Here is a 17798-nt window from a genome sequence, read left to right as displayed (position 1 = left end):
TCCATCGATCAGAGGAGCACTTCCATGCCGACTCCCTTCCCCTCGCGCCAGGCAGCCCCGACGAGCTGGTCCGGCACCGCGAAGACCAAGCCCACCAACCACAACTCGGAATGGCGCTGCACGCGCTGTGACAAGCTGCTCGGCGTCTGCCGGGACGGCCGCATGCACCTGCGCTTCGCGCGGGGGCACGAGTATCTCGTGGGCTTCCCGGTTCAGGCCACCTGCCGCGGCTGCGGCACGCTGAACAACGCGACCGCGCCCGCGCGCTGACGCGCGCATTCACCCAATCCCCTGAAATCGCAGAGACGCGCGACGTCCTGACCTGGCCACGAGAAGGCGCCGGACGCCTGGCCGCAAGGCAGGCGTCCAATGTCCTTCGCGTGGCACGAGATCCGTGATCACCTCATGCATTCATCCTCCAACCTTCACTTCCAGCGCAGTTTCGACGCCGTCCGGCGTGAACAGGCCGCCCTTTCGGCGTTCCGTGATCCGGCGGCCCTGCTGGACGGTCTGCATCGCACCCCCGGCGATCCGGACCGGAAGAACCGGATCCTCTCCGCGCTCGTCGGGGCGGCGCAGGGCGACGGTCCCGCGTTCAACTGCGCCCTGACGCTGCTGTTGCTGGCGCTCTGGCCCGGCCTCGACGCCATCCGCCGCCGGTCGCTCTGGCGCAGGCTCGGCACCGCCGACGAGATCGCGTCCGATGTTCTGGCGCGCACCACCGAGGCTGTCCGCGGCCTCGATCTCGGTCGCGTCAACTGGATCGCGGCCACGGTGCTGCGCAACGTCGAGCGCGACATGATCCGCATGCGCCAGCGCGACCAGACGCGCGAATATCTCGCCAGCGGCGCCGACCCCGACGAGGTGGCGGACAGCGGCGAAAGCGGGATCGGCGCGGCCGGGTACGCAAAGCTGAACGGCGCCATGCGGAAGCTGCTCGGCGACGACGCCCTCCTGGTGATCCGCGTGTCGATCGAGGGCTTCTCGCAGGCCGAGGTCGCCGTCGAACTGGGGCTGACCGAGGCGGCCGCCCGCAAGCGGTACCAGCGCGCCATGCGCCGGCTGCACGGCGCCCTCCAGGAAATCCCCTGAACCGATGTCCCGATCCGGTCCCGCCGGTGGCTTTTCCCATTCGAGCGCCCCGAGCGCCTTCCCTCCAACCGAAAGCAGACACGCATGAACCGCACTGCCGATCTGTCGCTCGAGGATTTCAGGCGTCTTCCGGGGCTCTATCGCCGCTGGGAGCTGACCGAGGTCTGCGAGCCCAACCGCAACTATCAGATCGAGGACGCCGGCGCCCACGCCGACGGGACGCCGCTCTTGGCGATCTACGTCGCCGAGCCCGCGCCCGACGTCCGCGAGGCCGCGTGATGGGCCGCCTCGATCACATCATCTCACGGAGAACCGCCATGCCGGACCAGCCGGACGACATCACCCGTCTTCGCGCCGCGAGCTACGCCCTCGAAGACCTCCCCGAAACCATCGCCTTCCCGCAGCGCGCCGGTGACGAGCCGCGGGAGCCGCTGCCGGTCGTCGAGGCGACCGTCGACGAGATCGCCTTCGCGATCGTGGAGGCGGAGCGCGAGAGCTCGGCCGCCTACCGCCGCGCCGACGCGCTGAAGCGACTCTACAAGCTCGCCCGCGAGGCGGGGTGCATCGGCGCAGATCGCGCCGCTGCGGCGGTGATCAAGAAGGAGGGCCAGTGATGGCCCTTCCCATCATCGGCGCCGATGAGCGGCTCGCTCAGCGCAAGGGCATCAAGGGCGTCATCTTTGGCCGGTCCGGCATCGGCAAGACCAGCCTGCTCTGGACGCTGAACGCCTCGACCACACTCTTCCTCGACCTCGAGGCTGGGGATCTGGCGGTCGAGGGGCTGGAGATCGACACGCTCCGGCCCCGCACCTGGAAGGAATGCCGCGATTTCGCGGTGTTCATCGGCGGCCCGAACCCGGCGCTGCGCGAGGACCAGCCCTACAGCCAGGCGCATTTCGACGAGGTCTGCGGCCGATACGGCGATCCGGCGGTGATCGGGAAGTACGAGACCGTCTTCATCGACTCGATCACCGTGGCCGGGCGGCTCTGCTTCCAGTGGTGCCGTGGGCAGCCCGAGGCGTTCTCCGAGAAAACCGGCAAGCCCGACATCCGTGGCGCCTACGGTCTGCATGGCCGCGAGATGATCGGCTGGCTGACCCACCTGCAGCACACGCGCGACAAGCATGTCTGGTTCGTGGGCATCCTCGACGAGCGGCTCGATGACTTCAATCGCAAGGTCTTCCAGCCGCAGATCGACGGCTCGAAGACCGGGCTCGAACTGCCCGGGATCGTCGACCAGGTCATCACCATGGCCGACATCCCGGACCCGGGCGGCCAGCCGCAGCGCGCCTTCGTCTGCCAGACGCTGAACCCCTGGGGCTATCCGGCCAAGGACCGCTCCGGTCGCCTCGACAGGGTCGAGCCGCCGCATCTCGGCCGGCTGATGGAGAAGATCCAGCGCCCCGCGGCGCCAGCCTCCGAACGCCTGACCTGGCCGCCGGTGATCCCGGCCGATCCCGCGCCCGCGCAGGAGTCTGGCCATGGCTGAGCGCATCTCGCCATGCCCCGTGTCCCGATCCGGTCGCCGGGGTGGCTTTTCTCCTCTGACGCCGCTGCGCGTCCCATCCTCCAACTGAAAGGAGCCGCGCAATGTCCGGACCCTGGAACGACTTCAACTCCGCCCAATCCAACACCAACGTCATCCCGAAGGGCACGCTCGCTAGGGTGCGCCTGACGCTCCGCCCGGGCGGCTTCGACGACCCCTCGCAGGGCTGGACCGGCGGCTGGGCGCGCCGCGCCGCCACCGGGGCCGTCTATCTCGACGCCGAATACACCGTAGTCGAGGGGCCCTATGCCCGGCGCAAGGTCTGGTCGCTGATCGGCCTCTACAGCCCGAAGGGCCCTGACTGGGCCAACATGGGGCGCGGCCTGATCCGCGGCATCCTCAACTCGGCGCGCGGCGTGTCCGACAAGGACAACTCGCCCGAGGCGCAGGCCCGCCGCCGCATCAACGGGTTCGGCGATCTCGAGGGCGTCGAGTTCATCGCCCGCATCGACATCGGCACCGACACCAACGGCGAGGACAAGAACGAGATCCGCGCTGCCGTCACGCCCGACCATCGCGACTACGCCGCGCTGATGGGCGCGGTCGCGCCGCAATTCACCGCCGCCCCGGCGCAGGGCCACGCCCAGCAGCAGCCCACCACGGCGCCCCAGCCCAGCCAGCCCGCGTCCGCCCCCGGCGCCGCCGGTCGGCCGAGCTGGGCGCAGTAAGGGGGAGACCGGCCATGCGCCTGCGCCCCCGCCAGAAGACCTTCGTCGAGCGCAGCGTGGCTGCGCTCGCCTCCCGCGGCAACACGCTGGGCGTGGCGCCCACGGGTGCTGGCAAGACCATCATGCTCTCGGCGGTCACCGGCGAGATGATCGGCGACGGCGCGAAGGCTTGCGTTCTGGCCCATCGCGACGAACTGACGGCGCAGAACCGCGCCAAGTTCCAGCGCGTGCTGCCGGGCGTCGCCACGTCGGTCATCGACGCCACGGAGAAGTCCTGGGGTGGCCAGGTCGCCTTCGCCATGGTGCCGACGCTGGCGCGGGCCTCGAACCTCGCGGACATGCCGCGCCTCGACCTGCTGGTCGTGGATGAGGCGCATCATGCCGTCGCCGACAGCTATCGCCGCATCATCGACCGCGTGCGCGAGGCCAATCCAGACGCCCGCATCTTCGGGGTCACGGCGACGCCGAACCGGGGCGACAGGAAGGGCCTGCGCGAGGTCTTCGACAATGTCGCCGATCAGGTGCGGTTGGGCGAGCTGATCGCCTCGGGCCACTTGGTGCCGCCGCGCACCTTCGTCATCGACGTGGGCGTGCAGGACGAACTGCGCTCGGTCCGCAAGACCATGTCGGATTTCGACATGGCGGAAGTGGCGGGCATCATGGACCGCGCCCCCGTCACCGACGAGGTGATCCGCCACTGGAAGGAGAAGGCGGCTGACCGGCAGACCGTGGTGTTCTGCTCCACCGTCGCCCATGCCGAACACGTCACCGACGCCTTCAGGGCGGCGGGCGTTTCCGCCGCGCTGATCCACGGCGATCTGGCGGCCGAGACCCGCAAGGCGATCCTCGCCGACTACGCGGCGAGCGACATCCGCGTCATCGTCAACGTGGCGGTGCTGACGGAGGGCTGGGACCATCCGCCCACCTCCTGCGTCGTGCTGCTGCGGCCCAGCTCCTACAAGTCCACCATGATCCAGATGGTCGGGCGCGGGCTGCGCACCGTCGATCCCGAGGAACACCCCGGCATCGTCAAGACCGACTGCGTCGTGCTGGATTTCGGGACGTCGAGCCTGATCCACGGCACGCTGGAACAGGATGTCGATCTCGACGGCCAGACCGAGGTTGGTGAAGCCCCGACGAAATCCTGCCCCGGCTGCGGCGCCGACATCCCGCTGGCCGCCACCGAATGCCCGCTCTGCGGCGAGGCGTTCCCGCGTGAGGACCTGGATGCGGGCGAAGGTGGGGACGCCGCGCCGCTCTCGGGTTTCATGATGACCGAGATCGACCTGCTGAAGCGCTCCAGCTTCGCGTGGGTCGACCTCTACGGCACGGACGACGCGCTGATGGCCACGGGCTTCGCAGCCTGGGGCGGCATCTTCTGGCTGGACGGGGTCTGGTACGCCATCGGCGGGGCGAAGGGCGAGCGCCCGCATCTGCTGGGCGTGGGCGAGCGCACGGTCTGCCTCGCGCAGGCAGACGACTGGCTGAATACCCATGAGACCGACGAAAGCGCCTTCAAGACCCGTTCCTGGCTGCGCCAGCCGCCGACCGAAAAGCAGCTCCAGTACCTGCCGCCCGAGTGCCGCCATGACTTCGGGCTGACGCGTTACCGCGCCTCGGCGCTGATGACCTTCGGCTTCAACAAGCGCGCCATCCGCCAGTTGATTGACACGGCCGCCCGGCCCGAACGGAGGGCGGCATGACCCATGATGCCCTTCACATCCATCAACGCCGAGGACCGGCGGCGGCTCTGGCATCCGCGTGGAACGCTCTGTGCTGTCTGCCGGCAACCCACCCGTGGTTTTGGCTGGTTCGATCCGGTCCGGTCGAAGCGGCCCCGGCCCTCGGTCTGGTTCTGCTCGATGCCCTGCCAGTCCTTCTGGACGCGCTTGGCCAGGGAGCGTTTCGCCATGGTTGACCTGACCGAGGAAGAGCGCGCCGCGATCACCGCCACCATGAAGCGCGTGGCGCTGCTGATGGACGAAATCGGCTGGGCCACCCCGCTGGCCGAGCTGACCGAGGCCCAGGTGCGCGCGCTGATCGAGGAAGCCGTCGAAGGCTTCCGCGAGGCCATGTCCGACATCGCCCGGGCACAGACGCCGGAGGTACCGTTTTGACCCTCGATTACAATCATCGGCCCAGTTTCGCGGAGCAGGTCGACGCCGCCGTCGATCGGGTGCTCACCGCCGATCAGGCGACGCGGCCACCCCGCGACTATCTCGGCGGCTCGCGCCTCGGCCATGCCTGCGAGCGTGCCCTTCAGTTCGAGTTCACGGCGACGCCGAAGGACGAGGGCCAGGACTTCAGCGGCCAGTCGCTCCGCATCTTCGCGATCGGCCACGCGCTCGAGGATCTGGCCGTCGCCTGGCTGCGCGGCGCGGGCTTCGACCTCTACACCCGGAGGGGCAACCGGCCAGATGGCGGCCAGTTCGGCTTCTCGGTCGCGGGCGGACGCATCCGCGGCCATGTCGACGGCATCATCGCTGCTGGGCCGGAGGAGTTCGGTCTGGCCGTTCCCGCGCTCTGGGAATGCAAGACCATGAACGCGAAGAACTGGCGCGCATGCGTGAAGGACGGCGTGACCAAGTCCAAGCCGGTCTACGCCGCCCAGATCGCGGTCTACCAAGCCTACATGGAAGGGACGGTCCCCGGCATCTCGGCCGCGCCTGCGCTCTTCACCGCGATCAACAAGGACACCGCCGAGCTGCACCACGAGCAGGTCGCGTTCGATGCCGATCTCGCGCAGCGCATGTCCGACCGGGGCGTGCGGATCCTGCAGGCGACCGATGCGGCTGAGCTTCTTCCACGCGTCGCGACCACGTCCGACTTCTTCGAATGTCGCTTCTGCCCGTGGGCCGAGCGCTGCTGGGGGCTGCCCGCATGAGCGACGACGGCATCCTGCACTTCAACCCCTGGATGGACTTCAACGACGGCCCGCCGTCCGAGAACCCCTTCGGCTGCGACCCCGGCCCCGAGCAGATCGCCGTCTTCCTCGACACGGTCTTCAGCTGGTGCGAGGGGCTGATCCCGCTCCGCGGCTTCGTCGACAAGGGTCAGGGCCGGGACGGCAAGCCGCACAACATCTGGATCCCCGCCGACGACACCGCGCCCGACAAGCTCGCGACCTTTGCCGCATGGGCCAATCGCGAGGGCGCCGCCGTCTATGTCATCCCCGGCACGGTCGCCGAGCAGGGCCAGGCACGCGCCGCCGACGTGCTGCAGATGCAGGCCATCGTCGTCGATCTCGACGCGGGCGACATCCCTGCCAAGCTGGATCACGTCACGCGCTACCTCGGCCCGCCCACACTCATCATCGAAAGCGGAGGGCGCACGCCCGAGGGTGCAGCGAAGCTCCATGTCTGGTGGCAGTTGACCGAACCGGCCGAGGGCGAGGATCTGGCCACCCTCTGTCGTCTGCGCGGCGAGATCGCCGTGAAGGTCGGCGGCGACACGCATTTCCGCTCGGCGCACCAGCCGATCCGTGTGCCGGGCACCGTCTATCACAAGCACGGCCATCAACGCCTCGTGCAGATCCGCGAACATCGAGAGGTCGAGGTGGATCTTGCCGATTTCGCGGAAAAGGTCGCCGACATGCCGCCGCTGCCGGGCGTGGGCTTCGCCAGCGACGCTACCGCGCCGACCGCGAAACCCGGCATCGACGCGGTGCTCACCACGCCGGTGCGGGAGGGCGCGGTCGACGACTGGTCCCGGTTCCAGGGGGCCAGCGCCGCCATCGGCCACTACGTCCGCCTTGTGCACGAGGGACGCCTCGACCCCTTCGCGGGCTGGGAAGCGATCTGCGGCTACAACGCCGCCATGCTGCGCCCGTCCTGGCCGCTTGATCGGCTGATGGCCGAGTCCGAACGCCTCTGGGCGCTGCATGTAAAGCGCAACGGTCCGCCGCTCCTGCGCGCAGCCCATGTCGATGCCCCGGCCAGCCCGCTGCCGACCTTCAGCCTCGGCGCGCTGCTGGACGACACCAGTCCGATGCCTGAGGACGTCATCGGGCCGCGCGTACTGACGCCGGGCGGTCTCCTGGTGCTGGGGGGCGCGCCGAAGGTCGGGAAGAGCGACTTCCTGATCTCCTGGCTCGTGCACATGGCGGCGGGCGTGCCGTTCCTCGGCTTCACGCCGCCCCGGCCGCTGCGCGTGTTCTACCTGCAGGCCGAGATCCAGTATCACTACCTGCGCGAGCGCATGCAGCAGATCGCGCTGCCCGCCACCGTGATCGCCGCCGCGCGCGACACCTTCATCGCCACACCGAAGCTGAAGCTGCTGCTCGACGCGGAGGGGATCACCCGCGTGGCCGAGGCGATCCGGGCTGCATTTCCCGACGCGCCACCCGACATCATCGTCATCGACCCGATCCGCAATCTCTTTGACGGCGGACCTGAGGGTGGCGGCGAGAACGACAACACCGCCATGATGTTCTTCCTGAAGGACCGGGTGGAGCTTCTCCGCGATGCCGTCAATCCGGATGCGGGCGTCATCCTCGCCCACCACACCCGCAAGGCCAGCAAGCATCAGGTCAAGGACGACCCGTTCCTCGCCCTCTCCGGCGCCAGCGCGCTGCGCGGCTTCTACACCTCGGGGCTGCTCATGCATCGCCCTGACGAGGACAGCACCGTCCGCAGACTGGAGATCGAGCTGCGGAACGGACCGGCGCTGCCGGGCAAGCTGATCGACAAGGTGAAGGGCGAATGGGTCGAGCTGAACCCGCTGAACGAGCGCCTGGTGCGCAAGGAGGTGGGCGCCAGGCTCGATGCCGAACGGCTGCGCAAGCACGATGTCATCCTCGGAATGCTGCTGGATGAGGCGGCGGGCGAGCGCCTCTACACCGCCATGCAGTTTGCCGAGACCTTCGAGAACCAGGGCGGTCTGGGCAGCAAGCACACCATCCGCGAGCGGCTCAGCGTGCTGGCGACCAAGGGTTTCGTGAAGTTCCTGCGCGACCCCTCGGGGTTCGGCTTCCCCGTCACCCGGTCCCGGTTCGGCTACCTCTGCGTGGAAGGCATGCAGTTCGGCGCGCCCGTCGAGCATGTCGATCCGGACACCGGCGAAGTCACCACAAGCGCCCGTCCGGTCCTGCCCAGCCACTTCAAATGCCCCCAGTCCGGGCTCTGCCTGCAGGTCGAAAACCCCGCCGTCTGGGTCTACCCGGAGGGGCTCGAGGACGACCTCACTCATATGAGTGAGGCCTGACTCATATGACAGCGCCAACTGTGCACTCAACGAAATCAACGGGTTACGGGCAAACAAGAGTTAGCTCCCTAACTCATGCCCGAAGACTTCATGAAGTCTTATTCCGCTATGATTTCAGCCACTTGCACGCCTCGGAACAGTTAGGTGTCAAACCCCCATACTACGTATGGGAGGGCCACCCCACAGGGTTGGCCACTCCTCCCATACGTCCGGGTCAGCCGCGCGCGCCGCCGTGACGGTCTGTTGTGCTTCCCGATCCGACGACGGCGGCCCCGTACCGCCAAGCACCAGACCGCCGTCGTCTTCCACCACCACAGGCCACCGGCAAAGGAGACCCATCATGGCTCAGCCGACTCTGATCCCGAATTGCGACGGCGCAAGGTTTGAATCGCTGCCGCTCGACACCCCCCGCAACCGCTGCATCCTCGCGCTCGACCTCGGCACCTCGACCGGCTGGGCGATCCGCGGCCATGACGGTCTGATCACCAGCGGCACCGTCTCGCTGCGCCCGGGCCGCTTCGACGGCGGCGGCATGCGCTACCTGCGCTTCACTAACTGGCTGACCGAGGTCGACCGGCTGTCCGGTCCAGTCGCCGCGATCTGGTTCGAGGAAGTCCGCCGCCACGCCGGCACCGATGCGAGCCACATCTACGGCGGGCTCATGGCCACGCTGACCGCATGGGCGGAACTGCGCGGCGTGCCCTACGAGGGCGTCCCGGTCGGCACGATCAAGCGTCATGCCGCAGGCAAGGGCAACGCCGACAAGGCCGCCATGGTCGCCGCCGTCCGTGCTCGCGGCTTCAGCCCGGCCGACGACAACGAGGCCGACGCCATCGCGCTCCTGCTCTGGGCGATCGAGACGAACGGGGGTGTCGCATGAGATGGCATCCCCACGGCTACGGCGGCCGCCGCCGGGATCCCGAGCAGGTCAAGCGCGAGGGCTGGCGGGAACAGGGCGTCCTCGCGGTCTCCGCCGATGACGACCGCCTCACCTGGCCCGAGCGTGAACTGGTCCGCCAGCTCGGCGAGAAGCTCTACGGCCCGCGCCCTTCCGACAGGGAGGCGCGCCATGGCTGATCGCGAATGGACCGCCGAGTGCGTCGCCGATCATTTCGAGGAGGCGTTCCGCACCCTGCGCAAGCTGCCGCCGGTGAAGGCGCAGGGCTACTTCAACACCTGGCCCGACATCGTGCGGACCAGCCGCGAGATCGCGGCGATGGAACCCCAGCCGATGCGGGTCTGGCCCTCGGCCGCCGCGATCACCCGGCTCGAGCAGACCTTCGACTGGGTGCTCTGGATCGAGGAGGCGGAGCGCAAGCTGGTCTGGTCGCGCGCCGCCCGCGTGCCATGGAAGCAGATCAGCGGCGAGCTGGGGTGCGACCGCACGACCGCCTGGCGTCGCTGGCAGCTGGCGCTGACCAAGATCGCTGCGCGCCTGAATGCGCAGTGACTCCAATGTGTTGCAACACTTTTTCCTTCGACATCTGCAACATGATCGTGCTATTCCGAAGGCAAGATGGGGAGAGTGCGCTGGATAGCTCGCTCTCCCCTTTGCGTTGACGGGGGCCACCTGGACCCCGGTATCCATCGAGGGTCCGGCCGGGGTCCAGCCCGCGGCAGTTTCCGGTTCCTTCCTGGCGATATTCGTATGCTGGCGGGCGAAGCGCGGAATATCGCCAGCGACAGGGCCGGTTTTTTGGGAAGCCACCCGGAAGCCGGAGCCACGCGCGCCCCGCGCAAACACCAATGAACGCTGGCCTTCCGACCGGACACCGCTGGTGGCCGCTGGACCCCGTGTGGAGTCCAGCGCGGCATCCGGAGTCCGGAAGCCACCGGCATCCACCCGACCGAGGAACCTTGCCCACCATGACGCTGAGCTTCGCCCCGGACGCGATCGAGACCTGGCCGCTCTCGCGCCTGCAGCCCTACGCGAAGAACGCGAAGGCGCATGGCGCGGACCAGGTCGCCAAGATCGCCGCCAGCATGGCCGAGTTCGGCTGGACCGTGCCGTGCCTCGTGGGCGAGGACGGGGAACTGATCGCAGGCCACGGACGCGTGCTGGCCGCGACGCAGCTCGGGCTGACCGAGGCGCCGGTGATCGTGCTGGGGCATCTGACCGAGGCGCAGCGGCGGGCTTACCGGATTGCGGACAACAAGCTGACGGAACTCGGCACCTGGGACGAGGCGCTGCTGTCGGCAGAACTGAACGATCTGCTGGCCGAAGACTTCGACCTGTCGCTGGTCGGGTTTTCCGATGGCGAACTGGACAAGCTGCTGGCCTACGTCGCGGAAGACGACGGTGAAGAAAGTGGCACCGGGGGCTCCGTGCCGCCGGTGACCATCCCCGAACCGCCGCGCAATCCGGCGTCGCGCACCGGAGATCTCTGGATCCTCGGCGATCACCGGCTGCTCTGCGGCGACAGCACCAGCGCAGCCGACGTGCGCCGTCTGATGAACGGAGAGCGCGCGGTGCTGTTCGCGACCGATCCGCCGTATCTGGTGGATTACGACGGCTCGAACCACCCGACGCGGAACAAGGACTGGTCGCAGTCCTATGGCGTGACCTGGGACGACAGTTCACAGGGGGCTGAACTCTACGACGGCTTCATCGCGGCGGCCGTTGCCGAAGCGATCACGGACGACGCCGCCTGGTATTGCTGGCACGCCTCCCGCCGCCAGGCGATGCTGGAAGCGTGCTGGGAGAAGGCAGGAGCTTTCGTCCACCAGCAGATCATCTGGGTGAAAGATCGCGGCGTCCTGACCCGATCGCACTACCTCTGGAAGCACGAACCCTGTTTCATGGGCTGGCGTCGCCCGAACCGGCCGCCGAAGGTGGCCGAGCAGACGCTGCCATCGACATGGGAATTGCCGTCCTTCGCCAAGGACGACCGCCCCGACCATCCGACGCCGAAGCCGCTGGACGCCTTCGGGATCCCGATGCGCCAGCACGTCGCGCGAGGCGGCCTCTGCTACGAGCCCTTCTCGGGCTCCGGCTCGCAGATCATGGCGGGCGAGGCCAACGGCCGCCGCGTCTTCGCGATGGAGATCAGTTCGGCCTATGTCGATGTCGCCGTGGAACGCTGGCAGGCCGAGACCGGCCGCGACGCGATCCTCGATGGCGATTGTCGGACCTTCGCTGAGGTGAGGACCGAGCGGCTGGGCGACGACGATACCGTGCCCTCGGCAATGACCAACGTCGACGCCGAACCCGAACCTGCTCGAAAGCGCAAGACCGCAGTATGAAACAGTCGCGTCACATGTCGCTGGTCGAATCCGTCGCCAACGTGATCGTTGGCTACAGCGTTGCCGTGACCACGCAAATCCTGATCTTCCCCATCTTCGGGCTGCACACGACGCTGGCCCAGAACCTGAAAATGGGCGCAGTTTTCACCGTGGTCAGCATCGCGCGGTCCTACGTCCTGCGGCGGCTGTTCGAGGCGATACGGGTGCAGCACTCTGCCGATGGAGAAAGATAGACCTGCGGAACGCGCCGACGGCTGACTGTAAGTGTATGGCCCCAAATCAAGTGAAAAAAAGGAAATGGATTCTGTCAACGAAGCTGGGCCATCTTCCGGCGTCAAGTGTGTTAGTCTGGCAAGATAGCTCTAGGATACAGGGGCGAAACCGACACATCTTTGGCCGACTTCTTGAGATTGCAGGGCTCGCAGAGAAGTTGGATGTTCGTAATGTCATTGGCTCCGAACCTAGCTAATGGAACAATATGATCGTATCGTTCCGTCTCAATCTGGTTCACAGTCAATGCGAGGCTGCGCTTGCAGTCCCGACACTCACCCTTGTCTCGATGGAAAATCGCCTTTCGTACCCAAACCGGAAGGGCAACTCGTTTAAGGTGACCTTTTCGGGTTCTTAGGTCATGTTGACAAATGGCGGAGCCAGAGCCTGATGCAGGCGACGTCGACGAAGCCAAGGAAGCTTTCGGCGGTTTTGTCGTAGCGGGTTGCAAGGCGGCGGCTATTTTTCAGCTTGTTGAAGCAGCGCTCGACCATGTTGCGCAGGGTGTAGATGGTCATGTCGACAGCCTTGCGCACCCTTCGGTTCCTTCGCATCGGTATCATGGGCAGGGCGTTGCGGCTCTCGATGTCTTCCCGAATTTTATCAGAGTCATAGCCCCTGTCGGCGACCAGAACTGCTGGTTGCGGCAGGTTGTCGGCCATCACCATATCATAGCCGGTGTAGTCGGAATCCTGCCCCGGCGTGATCTCGGTCCTCATCGGGAGGCCTGCGCCGTTGACGCGGAGATGGATCTTGGTCGAGAAGCCACCTCTCGAACGGCCAAGAGCCTCTTTCGGAGTCCCCCTTTTGCGCCCGCCGCATGATGATGGGCGCGGATCACAGTGCTATCAACCATCTGGAGCTTGTCTGGCGCGATCCCAGCGTGGTTCAGCGCATCCAGGATATCCTCCCACAGTCCCGCCAAAGTCCAGCGGCGGAACTGACGGTAGACCGAGGACCACTTGCCAAACTCTTCGGGCAGATCGCGCCATGGCGCACCAGTCCTTGCGATCCAGAATATACCATTCAGAACAAGACGATGGTCCGCAGGTTTCCGCCCGTTAGGGTGCCGGACGGCACGAATGAAGCCCTCGAAGAAGGTCCACTCATCGTCGGATATCAGGTTGCGTGCCAAGTTCATCTCCCACGTAGAGATGAGCTTGAATCATAGGACGACTGCCAGAGGAATCCCTTTTGTCAACACGACCTAGCTCTTCGCCGAAGCCCGAACCCTCGATGTAGTTCGCGCACAACTGGTTAAACCTCTGGAGGAACTGCAGGTCATTAAATAGGACGTGGAATACCTCATCAGTCAGCTCCTCAATGGCAGCATGGTATCTAGGTCATGTTGACAAATGGCGGAGCCAGAGCCTGATGCAGGCGACGTCGACGAAGCCAAGGAAGCTTTCGGCGGTTTTGTCGTAGCGGGTTGCAAGGCGGCGGCTATTTTTCAGCTTGTTGAAGCAGCGCTCGACCATGTTGCGCAGGGTGTAGATGGTCATGTCGACAGCCTTGCGCACCCTTCGGTTCCTTCGCATCGGTATCATGGGCAGGGCGTTGCGGCTCTCGATGTCTTCCCGAATTTTATCAGAGTCATAGCCCCTGTCGGCGACCAGAACTGCTGGTTGCGGCAGGTTGTCGGCCATCACCATATCATAGCCGGTGTAGTCGGAATCCTGCCCCGGCGTGATCTCGGTCCTCATCGGGAGGCCTGCGCCGTTGACGCGGAGATGGATCTTGGTCGAGAAGCCACCTCTCGAACGGCCAAGAGCCTCTTTCGGAGTCCCCCTTTTGCGCCCGCCGCATGATGATGGGCGCGGATCACAGTGCTATCAACCATCTGGAGCTTGTCTGGCGCGATCCCAGCGTGGTTCAGCGCATCCAGGATATCCTCCCACAGTCCCGCCAAAGTCCAGCGGCGGAACTGACGGTAGACCGAGGACCACTTGCCAAACTCTTCGGGCAGATCGCGCCATGGCGCACCAGTCCTTGCGATCCAGAATATACCATTCAGAACAAGACGATGGTCCGCAGGTTTCCGCCCGTTAGGGTGCCGGACGGCACGAATGAAGCCCTCGAAGAAGGTCCACTCATCGTCGGATATCAGGTTGCGTGCCAAGTTCATCTCCCACGTAGAGATGAGCTTGAATCATAGGACGACTGCCAGAGGAATCCCTTTTGTCAACACGACCTAGCGCCGCCGTGATCGAGACGGGGGGCTTGTCCATTGCGCCGAGAAGGGCAGAGGCTTCCGCCAGAGGCGCGAAGGTCCCATCGGAGCGGATAAGCGCCTCAAGCCGCGTGAGCAGGTTGTCAATCGTCCCGGCTGCCAGTTCCGCCGCCGGGCGGTAAGGAAACCCGCGCGCCTGCGCCAGCCTCCGCGCCGCCTCATAGGCGGCAGCCGCATCATCGGCTTGGCCGGCTGCCAAGGCTTCCCAATAGGCCATGACTTCGGCCTCGACCGCTGCGGCTTTGATCCTCGCCTCGCGTTCGGAGTCGGTCCAGAGCGCCCGCGTCACCTTCTGCCGGGGATCGACATGGGCGAACCTTTTGGGCACCCGTTTCACGAAATACCAGTAACCGCGATCCTTGGTGATGCCCATCGCCCTGCCTCATGTTCCGGGACATGTTCCGGGATTTAAGAGCGATTTCAAGGGCGCGGAAGGCGAATATGCTGCAAATGCTGGGAATTTTACAGTTGCATAGCGAGTGAACTGGTGGAGCCGAGGGGAATCGAACCCCTGACCTCATCATTGCGAACGATGCGCTCTACCAACTGAGCTACGGCCCCATCGGCGTGCTATCTCGCCGAAGCGCCGCGCCTTGTCAAGAGCCGCAAAGACCCCGCACGCAGCTTTCTGCAGCCCCGTCGGGCAGCTTGCCCCCGCCGCCACAGCGGCGGGGGCACAGGGTCACTCGGCCGCCTCGGCGTAATCCTCGAGCGGCGGGCAAGTGCAGACCAGATTGCGGTCGCCATAGGCATTGTCCACCCGCCCGACCGGAGGCCAGTACTTGTCCACCCGGAACGCTCCCGGCGGGAAGCAGCCCTGCTCGCGCGAATAGGCCCGGTCCCAGTCGGCGACCAGGTCCTCGACCGTATGCGGGGCATGGCGCAGCGGCGAGGCCTCGGCGCTGATCCTGCCCTGGGCAATCTCGGTGATCTCGTCGCGGATCGCCAGGAAGGCGGTGATCAGCCGGTCGATCTCGGCCTTGGTCTCCGATTCCGTCGGCTCGACCATCAGCGTGCCGGCGACCGGCCAGCTCATGGTGGGGGCGTGGAAGCCGTTGTCGATCAGCCGCTTGGCGATGTCGTCGACGGTCACGCCATGCTCTTGGAACGGCCGGGTGTCCAGGATGCATTCATGCGCCACCCGGCCCCGATTGCCCATGAACAGCACCGGATAGGCCCCGGCCAGCCGGCTGGCGACATAGTTCGCGTTCAGGATCGCGACCCGCGTCGCCTGAGTCAGCCCCGCCCCGCCCATCATCAGGATATAGGCCCAGGAGATCAGCAGGATCGAGGCGCTGCCCCAGGGCGCCGCCGAGACCGCCCCCGAACCCTCGCGCGGGTCGGCGGGCAGGAAGGGCGCCAGATGCGCCTTGACCCCGATCGGCCCCATGCCAGGACCGCCGCCGCCATGCGGGATGGCAAAGGTCTTGTGCAGGTTCAGGTGGCTGACATCGCCGCCGATCTCGCCCGGCTTCACCAGACCGACCAGCGCGTTCATGTTGGCGCCGTCGATATAGACCTGGCCGCCATGCTCATGGGTGATGCGGCAGACCTCGCGCACGGTGTCCTCGAAGACGCCATGGGTCGAGGGATAGGTGATCATCACCGCCGCCAGCCTGTCGCCGGCCTTCGCGGCCTTGTCGGCGAAGTCCTCCAGGTCGATATCGCCGTTCGGGGCCGATTTCACCACCACGACCTTCATCCCCGCCATCTGCGCGCTGGCCGGGTTGGTGCCATGGGCGGAAACCGGGATCAGGCAGATATCGCGATCCTCGCCGTGCGACTCGTGATAGGCGGCAATGGTCAGAAGCCCGGCATATTCCCCCTGCGCGCCGCTGTTCGGCTGCAGCGAAAACGCATCATAGCCGGTGATGGCGCACAGCTTCTCGGTCAGGTCGGCAAAGACCTCGTGATAGCCGGCGGCCTGGTCCTCGGGCGCAAAGGGATGCAGCGCGCCGAATTCCGGCCAAGTGATCGGCATCATCTCGGCCGCCGCGTTCAGCTTCATCGTGCAGCTGCCCAGCGGGATCATCGCCCGGTCCAGCGCCAGGTCGCGGTCCGACAGGCGGCGCATATAGCGCATCATCTCGGATTCCGCCCGGTTCATGTGAAAGACCGGATGGGTCAGGTAGTCACTTTCGCGGATCAGCGCCTCGGGGATCGCCGGCACCTTGGCCGGCGCGGCCGGATCGGTGATGCCGAAAGCGTCCAGCACCCGGGCGATCACATCCGCATCCGTGGTCTCGTCGACCGAGATGCCGACCCGGTCGCGCCCGACCTTGCGCAGGTTGATGCCGCGATGGCGGGCGGCGGCGAGGATGCCCGCCTGCCCCACGCCCACCCGCACGGTGATGGTGTCGAAGAAGGCCTCGGGCTGCACCTCGGCCCCGGCGGCGCGCAGCGCATCGGCCAGCGTCACCGCGTTCAGATGCACCCGCTGGGCGATGGCGCGCAGGCCCACCGGCCCATGGAACACGGCATAGAAGCTCGCCATCACCGCCAGCAGCGCCTGGGCGGTGCAGACGTTCGAGGTCGCCTTCTCGCGCCGGATATGCTGCTCGCGGGTCTGCAGCGACAGGCGATAGGCCTGGTTGCCCTTGGCGTCGATGGAAACCCCGACGATCCGCCCCGGCATGGCGCGCTTCATCTCGTCGCGGCAGGCCATGAAGCCGGCATGCGGCCCGCCATAGCCCATGGGCACGCCGAACCGCTGGGCCGAGCCGATGGCGATGTCGGCGCCCATGGCGCCCGGCTCCTTCAGCACGCAAAGCGCCAGAAGGTCGGTGGCCATGATCGCCACCGCGCCCGCCGCATGCAGCGCCGCGATCTCGGCGGTGTAGTCCCGGATCTCGCCGAAAGTGCCGGGATACTGGAAGATGGCGCCGAAGACCTGCGAGGGGTCGCATTGCCGGCCGCGGACGATCTCGATGCCCAAGGGCGCGGCGCGGGTCTCGATCACGGCGACGGTCTGCGGGTGCAGGTTCTCGCTGACGAAGAAGGCGCGGGCCTTGGACTTCGCCGCGCGCTGCGCCATGGCCATGGCCTCGGCGGCGGCGGTCGCCTCGTCCAGCAGGCTGGCATTGGCCACCGGCAGCCCGGTCAGGTCCGCGACCATGGTCTGGAAGTTCAGCAGCGCCTCCAGCCGGCCCTGGGCGATCTCGGGCTGATAGGGGGTATAGGCGGTATACCAGGCCGGGTTCTCAAGAATATTGCGCTGGATCGCCGGCGGCGTCACGGTGCCGTAATAGCCCTGCCCGATCAGGCTGGTCATGACCTGGTTCTTCGCCGCCACCTCGCGCATGCGCTGCAGCAGCTCCGCCTCGGACAGCGCCGGCCAGTCCAGGGCCTCGGCCTGCCGGATGCTCGCCGGGACGGTCTGGCCGATCAGCTCCTCCAGCGTCTCGGCGCCCACGACCTTCAGCATCGCCGCCATCTCGGCCGGAGAAGGCCCGATGTGACGGCGATTGGCGAAATCGTCGGGATTATAGTCGGTCGGGGTCCATTTACCCATCACTGGCCTCGATGCGTCAGAATGTTCACAAGCATT

20 protein-coding genes and 1 tRNA gene are annotated in these 17798 nt (G+C 66.6%); 15 read left to right on the top strand and 6 right to left on the bottom strand.

What is annotated here, in order from left to right:
• The first annotated feature begins 24 nt into the window (after positions 1–24).
• The 15 genes from LOS78_RS08960 to LOS78_RS08890 all read left to right on the top strand — a co-directional run bounded on the left by LOS78_RS08960 (position 25) and on the right by LOS78_RS08890 (position 11984).
• The gene (locus LOS78_RS08960) at positions 25–270 is read left to right on the top strand and encodes a hypothetical protein (RefSeq protein ID WP_036732858.1); all 246 of its coding nucleotides are present in this window, start codon (positions 25–27) and stop codon (positions 268–270) included.
• A 99-nt stretch (positions 271–369) separates the two neighbouring features.
• Positions 370–1092, top strand: coding sequence for an RNA polymerase sigma factor (locus LOS78_RS08955; RefSeq protein WP_230377994.1), 723 nt, complete (start codon positions 370–372; stop codon positions 1090–1092).
• Positions 1093–1176: 84 nt separating this feature from the next.
• Positions 1177–1371 carry a hypothetical protein gene (locus tag LOS78_RS08950; RefSeq protein ID WP_018303655.1) on the top strand — a complete coding sequence of 65 codons (195 nt, stop codon included), beginning with the start codon at positions 1177–1179 and terminating at the stop codon, positions 1369–1371.
• 38 nt (positions 1372–1409) lie between these two features.
• Entirely contained in the window at positions 1410–1706 is a 297-nt protein-coding gene (locus tag LOS78_RS08945) for a hypothetical protein (protein WP_230377993.1), read from the top strand.
• Positions 1706–2581 carry an ATP-binding protein gene (locus tag LOS78_RS08940; protein WP_230377992.1) on the top strand — a complete coding sequence of 292 codons (876 nt, stop codon included), beginning with the start codon at positions 1706–1708 and terminating at the stop codon, positions 2579–2581. Before LOS78_RS08945 ends, LOS78_RS08940 begins: the two co-directional genes overlap by 1 nt.
• 101 nt (positions 2582–2682) lie before the next feature.
• On the top strand, positions 2683–3306 hold the full coding sequence (locus LOS78_RS08935; protein WP_230377991.1) for a hypothetical protein: 624 nt from the start codon (positions 2683–2685) through the stop codon (positions 3304–3306).
• Between the two features lie 14 nt (positions 3307–3320).
• The gene (locus LOS78_RS08930; RefSeq protein ID WP_230377990.1) at positions 3321–5009 is read left to right on the top strand and encodes a DEAD/DEAH box helicase; all 1689 of its coding nucleotides are present in this window, start codon (positions 3321–3323) and stop codon (positions 5007–5009) included.
• A 207-nt stretch (positions 5010–5216) separates the two neighbouring features.
• Positions 5217–5423, top strand: coding sequence for a DUF6511 domain-containing protein (locus LOS78_RS08925; protein ID WP_099650109.1), 207 nt, complete (start codon positions 5217–5219; stop codon positions 5421–5423).
• Complete coding sequence (locus LOS78_RS08920; protein ID WP_230377989.1) at positions 5420–6190, top strand: hypothetical protein; 771 nt, start codon at positions 5420–5422, stop codon at positions 6188–6190. The genes LOS78_RS08925 and LOS78_RS08920 overlap by 4 nt, the downstream gene beginning before the upstream one ends.
• Positions 6187–8508: an AAA family ATPase gene (locus LOS78_RS08915; RefSeq protein ID WP_230377988.1), complete on the top strand. Its 2322-nt coding sequence runs from the start codon at positions 6187–6189 to the stop codon at positions 8506–8508. Before LOS78_RS08920 ends, LOS78_RS08915 begins: the two co-directional genes overlap by 4 nt.
• A 340-nt stretch (positions 8509–8848) precedes the next feature.
• Complete coding sequence (locus LOS78_RS08910; protein ID WP_230377987.1) at positions 8849–9388, top strand: hypothetical protein; 540 nt, start codon at positions 8849–8851, stop codon at positions 9386–9388.
• Positions 9385–9585 (top strand): hypothetical protein, encoded by a 201-nt coding sequence (locus LOS78_RS08905; protein ID WP_071796301.1) that lies wholly within the window; start codon positions 9385–9387, stop codon positions 9583–9585. Before LOS78_RS08910 ends, LOS78_RS08905 begins: the two co-directional genes overlap by 4 nt.
• Complete coding sequence (locus LOS78_RS08900) at positions 9578–9958, top strand: DUF6362 family protein (protein ID WP_100929097.1); 381 nt, start codon at positions 9578–9580, stop codon at positions 9956–9958. The genes LOS78_RS08905 and LOS78_RS08900 overlap by 8 nt, the downstream gene beginning before the upstream one ends.
• A gap of 416 nt (positions 9959–10374) precedes the next feature.
• Positions 10375–11751, top strand: a complete 1377-nt coding sequence (locus LOS78_RS08895) for a site-specific DNA-methyltransferase (RefSeq protein ID WP_230377986.1) — start codon at positions 10375–10377, stop codon at positions 11749–11751.
• Positions 11748–11984, top strand: a complete 237-nt coding sequence (locus tag LOS78_RS08890) for a hypothetical protein (protein ID WP_230377985.1) — start codon at positions 11748–11750, stop codon at positions 11982–11984. The genes LOS78_RS08895 and LOS78_RS08890 overlap by 4 nt, the downstream gene beginning before the upstream one ends.
• A gap of 110 nt (positions 11985–12094) precedes the next feature.
• On the opposite strand, the gene LOS78_RS22085 is transcribed toward LOS78_RS08890, so the two are convergent.
• From LOS78_RS22085 to gcvP, 6 genes are all read right to left on the bottom strand, one after another.
• The gene (locus LOS78_RS22085) at positions 12095–12262 is read right to left on the bottom strand and encodes an HNH endonuclease (RefSeq protein WP_371824720.1); all 168 of its coding nucleotides are present in this window, start codon (positions 12260–12262) and stop codon (positions 12095–12097) included.
• Between the two features lie 118 nt (positions 12263–12380).
• Positions 12381–13162, bottom strand: a protein-coding gene (locus LOS78_RS08885; protein WP_085999836.1) for an IS5 family transposase whose coding sequence is annotated in 2 segments (ribosomal slippage) — positions 12381–12820 and positions 12820–13162 — 783 coding nt in all. Because the reading frame shifts where the segments join, the coding sequence is not laid out codon by codon here.
• 202 nt (positions 13163–13364) lie between these two features.
• Positions 13365–14146 (bottom strand): IS5 family transposase gene (locus LOS78_RS08880; RefSeq protein ID WP_085999836.1). Its coding sequence is split into 2 segments (ribosomal slippage): positions 13365–13804 and positions 13804–14146, totalling 783 coding nucleotides; the frame shifts between segments, so codons are not numbered across the junction.
• Positions 14112–14624, bottom strand: a complete 513-nt coding sequence (locus LOS78_RS08875) for a DUF6538 domain-containing protein (protein ID WP_230377984.1) — start codon at positions 14622–14624, stop codon at positions 14112–14114. Before LOS78_RS08875 ends, LOS78_RS08880 begins: the two co-directional genes overlap by 35 nt.
• Positions 14625–14736: 112 nt before the next feature.
• Positions 14737–14812, bottom strand: a tRNA-Ala gene (locus LOS78_RS08870).
• Positions 14813–14933: 121 nt separating this feature from the next.
• Positions 14934–17762, bottom strand: a complete 2829-nt coding sequence (gene gcvP / locus LOS78_RS08865; RefSeq protein WP_230377983.1) for an aminomethyl-transferring glycine dehydrogenase — start codon at positions 17760–17762, stop codon at positions 14934–14936.
• Positions 17763–17798: the final 36 nt, after the last annotated feature.

The sequence above is a fragment of the Paracoccus sp. MA genome (genome assembly GCF_020990385.1).
Classification (GTDB): Bacteria; Pseudomonadota; Alphaproteobacteria; order Rhodobacterales; family Rhodobacteraceae; genus Paracoccus.
This window is presented reverse-complemented; position numbering and strand designations above follow the sequence as displayed.

Excerpts from the sequence above, each read along its gene's own strand:
- LOS78_RS08960 (WP_036732858.1), top strand. The coding sequence starts at position 25 with ATGCCGACTCCCTTCCCCTCGCGCCAGGCAGCCCCGACGAGCTGGTCC.
- LOS78_RS08955 (WP_230377994.1), top strand. The coding sequence starts at position 370 with ATGTCCTTCGCGTGGCACGAGATCCGTGATCACCTCATGCATTCATCC.
- LOS78_RS08950 (WP_018303655.1), top strand. The coding sequence starts at position 1,177 with ATGAACCGCACTGCCGATCTGTCGCTCGAGGATTTCAGGCGTCTTCCG.
- LOS78_RS08945 (WP_230377993.1), top strand. The coding sequence starts at position 1,410 with ATGCCGGACCAGCCGGACGACATCACCCGTCTTCGCGCCGCGAGCTAC.
- LOS78_RS08940 (WP_230377992.1), top strand. The coding sequence starts at position 1,706 with ATGGCCCTTCCCATCATCGGCGCCGATGAGCGGCTCGCTCAGCGCAAG.
- LOS78_RS08935 (WP_230377991.1), top strand. The coding sequence starts at position 2,683 with ATGTCCGGACCCTGGAACGACTTCAACTCCGCCCAATCCAACACCAAC.
- LOS78_RS08930 (WP_230377990.1), top strand. The coding sequence starts at position 3,321 with ATGCGCCTGCGCCCCCGCCAGAAGACCTTCGTCGAGCGCAGCGTGGCT.
- LOS78_RS08925 (WP_099650109.1), top strand. The coding sequence starts at position 5,217 with ATGGTTGACCTGACCGAGGAAGAGCGCGCCGCGATCACCGCCACCATG.
- LOS78_RS08915 (WP_230377988.1), top strand. The coding sequence starts at position 6,187 with ATGAGCGACGACGGCATCCTGCACTTCAACCCCTGGATGGACTTCAAC.
- LOS78_RS08910 (WP_230377987.1), top strand. The coding sequence starts at position 8,849 with ATGGCTCAGCCGACTCTGATCCCGAATTGCGACGGCGCAAGGTTTGAA.
- LOS78_RS08905 (WP_071796301.1), top strand. The coding sequence starts at position 9,385 with ATGAGATGGCATCCCCACGGCTACGGCGGCCGCCGCCGGGATCCCGAG.
- LOS78_RS08900 (WP_100929097.1), top strand. The coding sequence starts at position 9,578 with ATGGCTGATCGCGAATGGACCGCCGAGTGCGTCGCCGATCATTTCGAG.
- LOS78_RS08895 (WP_230377986.1), top strand. The coding sequence starts at position 10,375 with ATGACGCTGAGCTTCGCCCCGGACGCGATCGAGACCTGGCCGCTCTCG.
- LOS78_RS08890 (WP_230377985.1), top strand. The coding sequence starts at position 11,748 with ATGAAACAGTCGCGTCACATGTCGCTGGTCGAATCCGTCGCCAACGTG.
- LOS78_RS08875 (WP_230377984.1), bottom strand. The coding sequence starts at position 14,624 with ATGGGCATCACCAAGGATCGCGGTTACTGGTATTTCGTGAAACGGGTG.
- gcvP (WP_230377983.1), bottom strand. The coding sequence starts at position 17,762 with ATGGGTAAATGGACCCCGACCGACTATAATCCCGACGATTTCGCCAAT.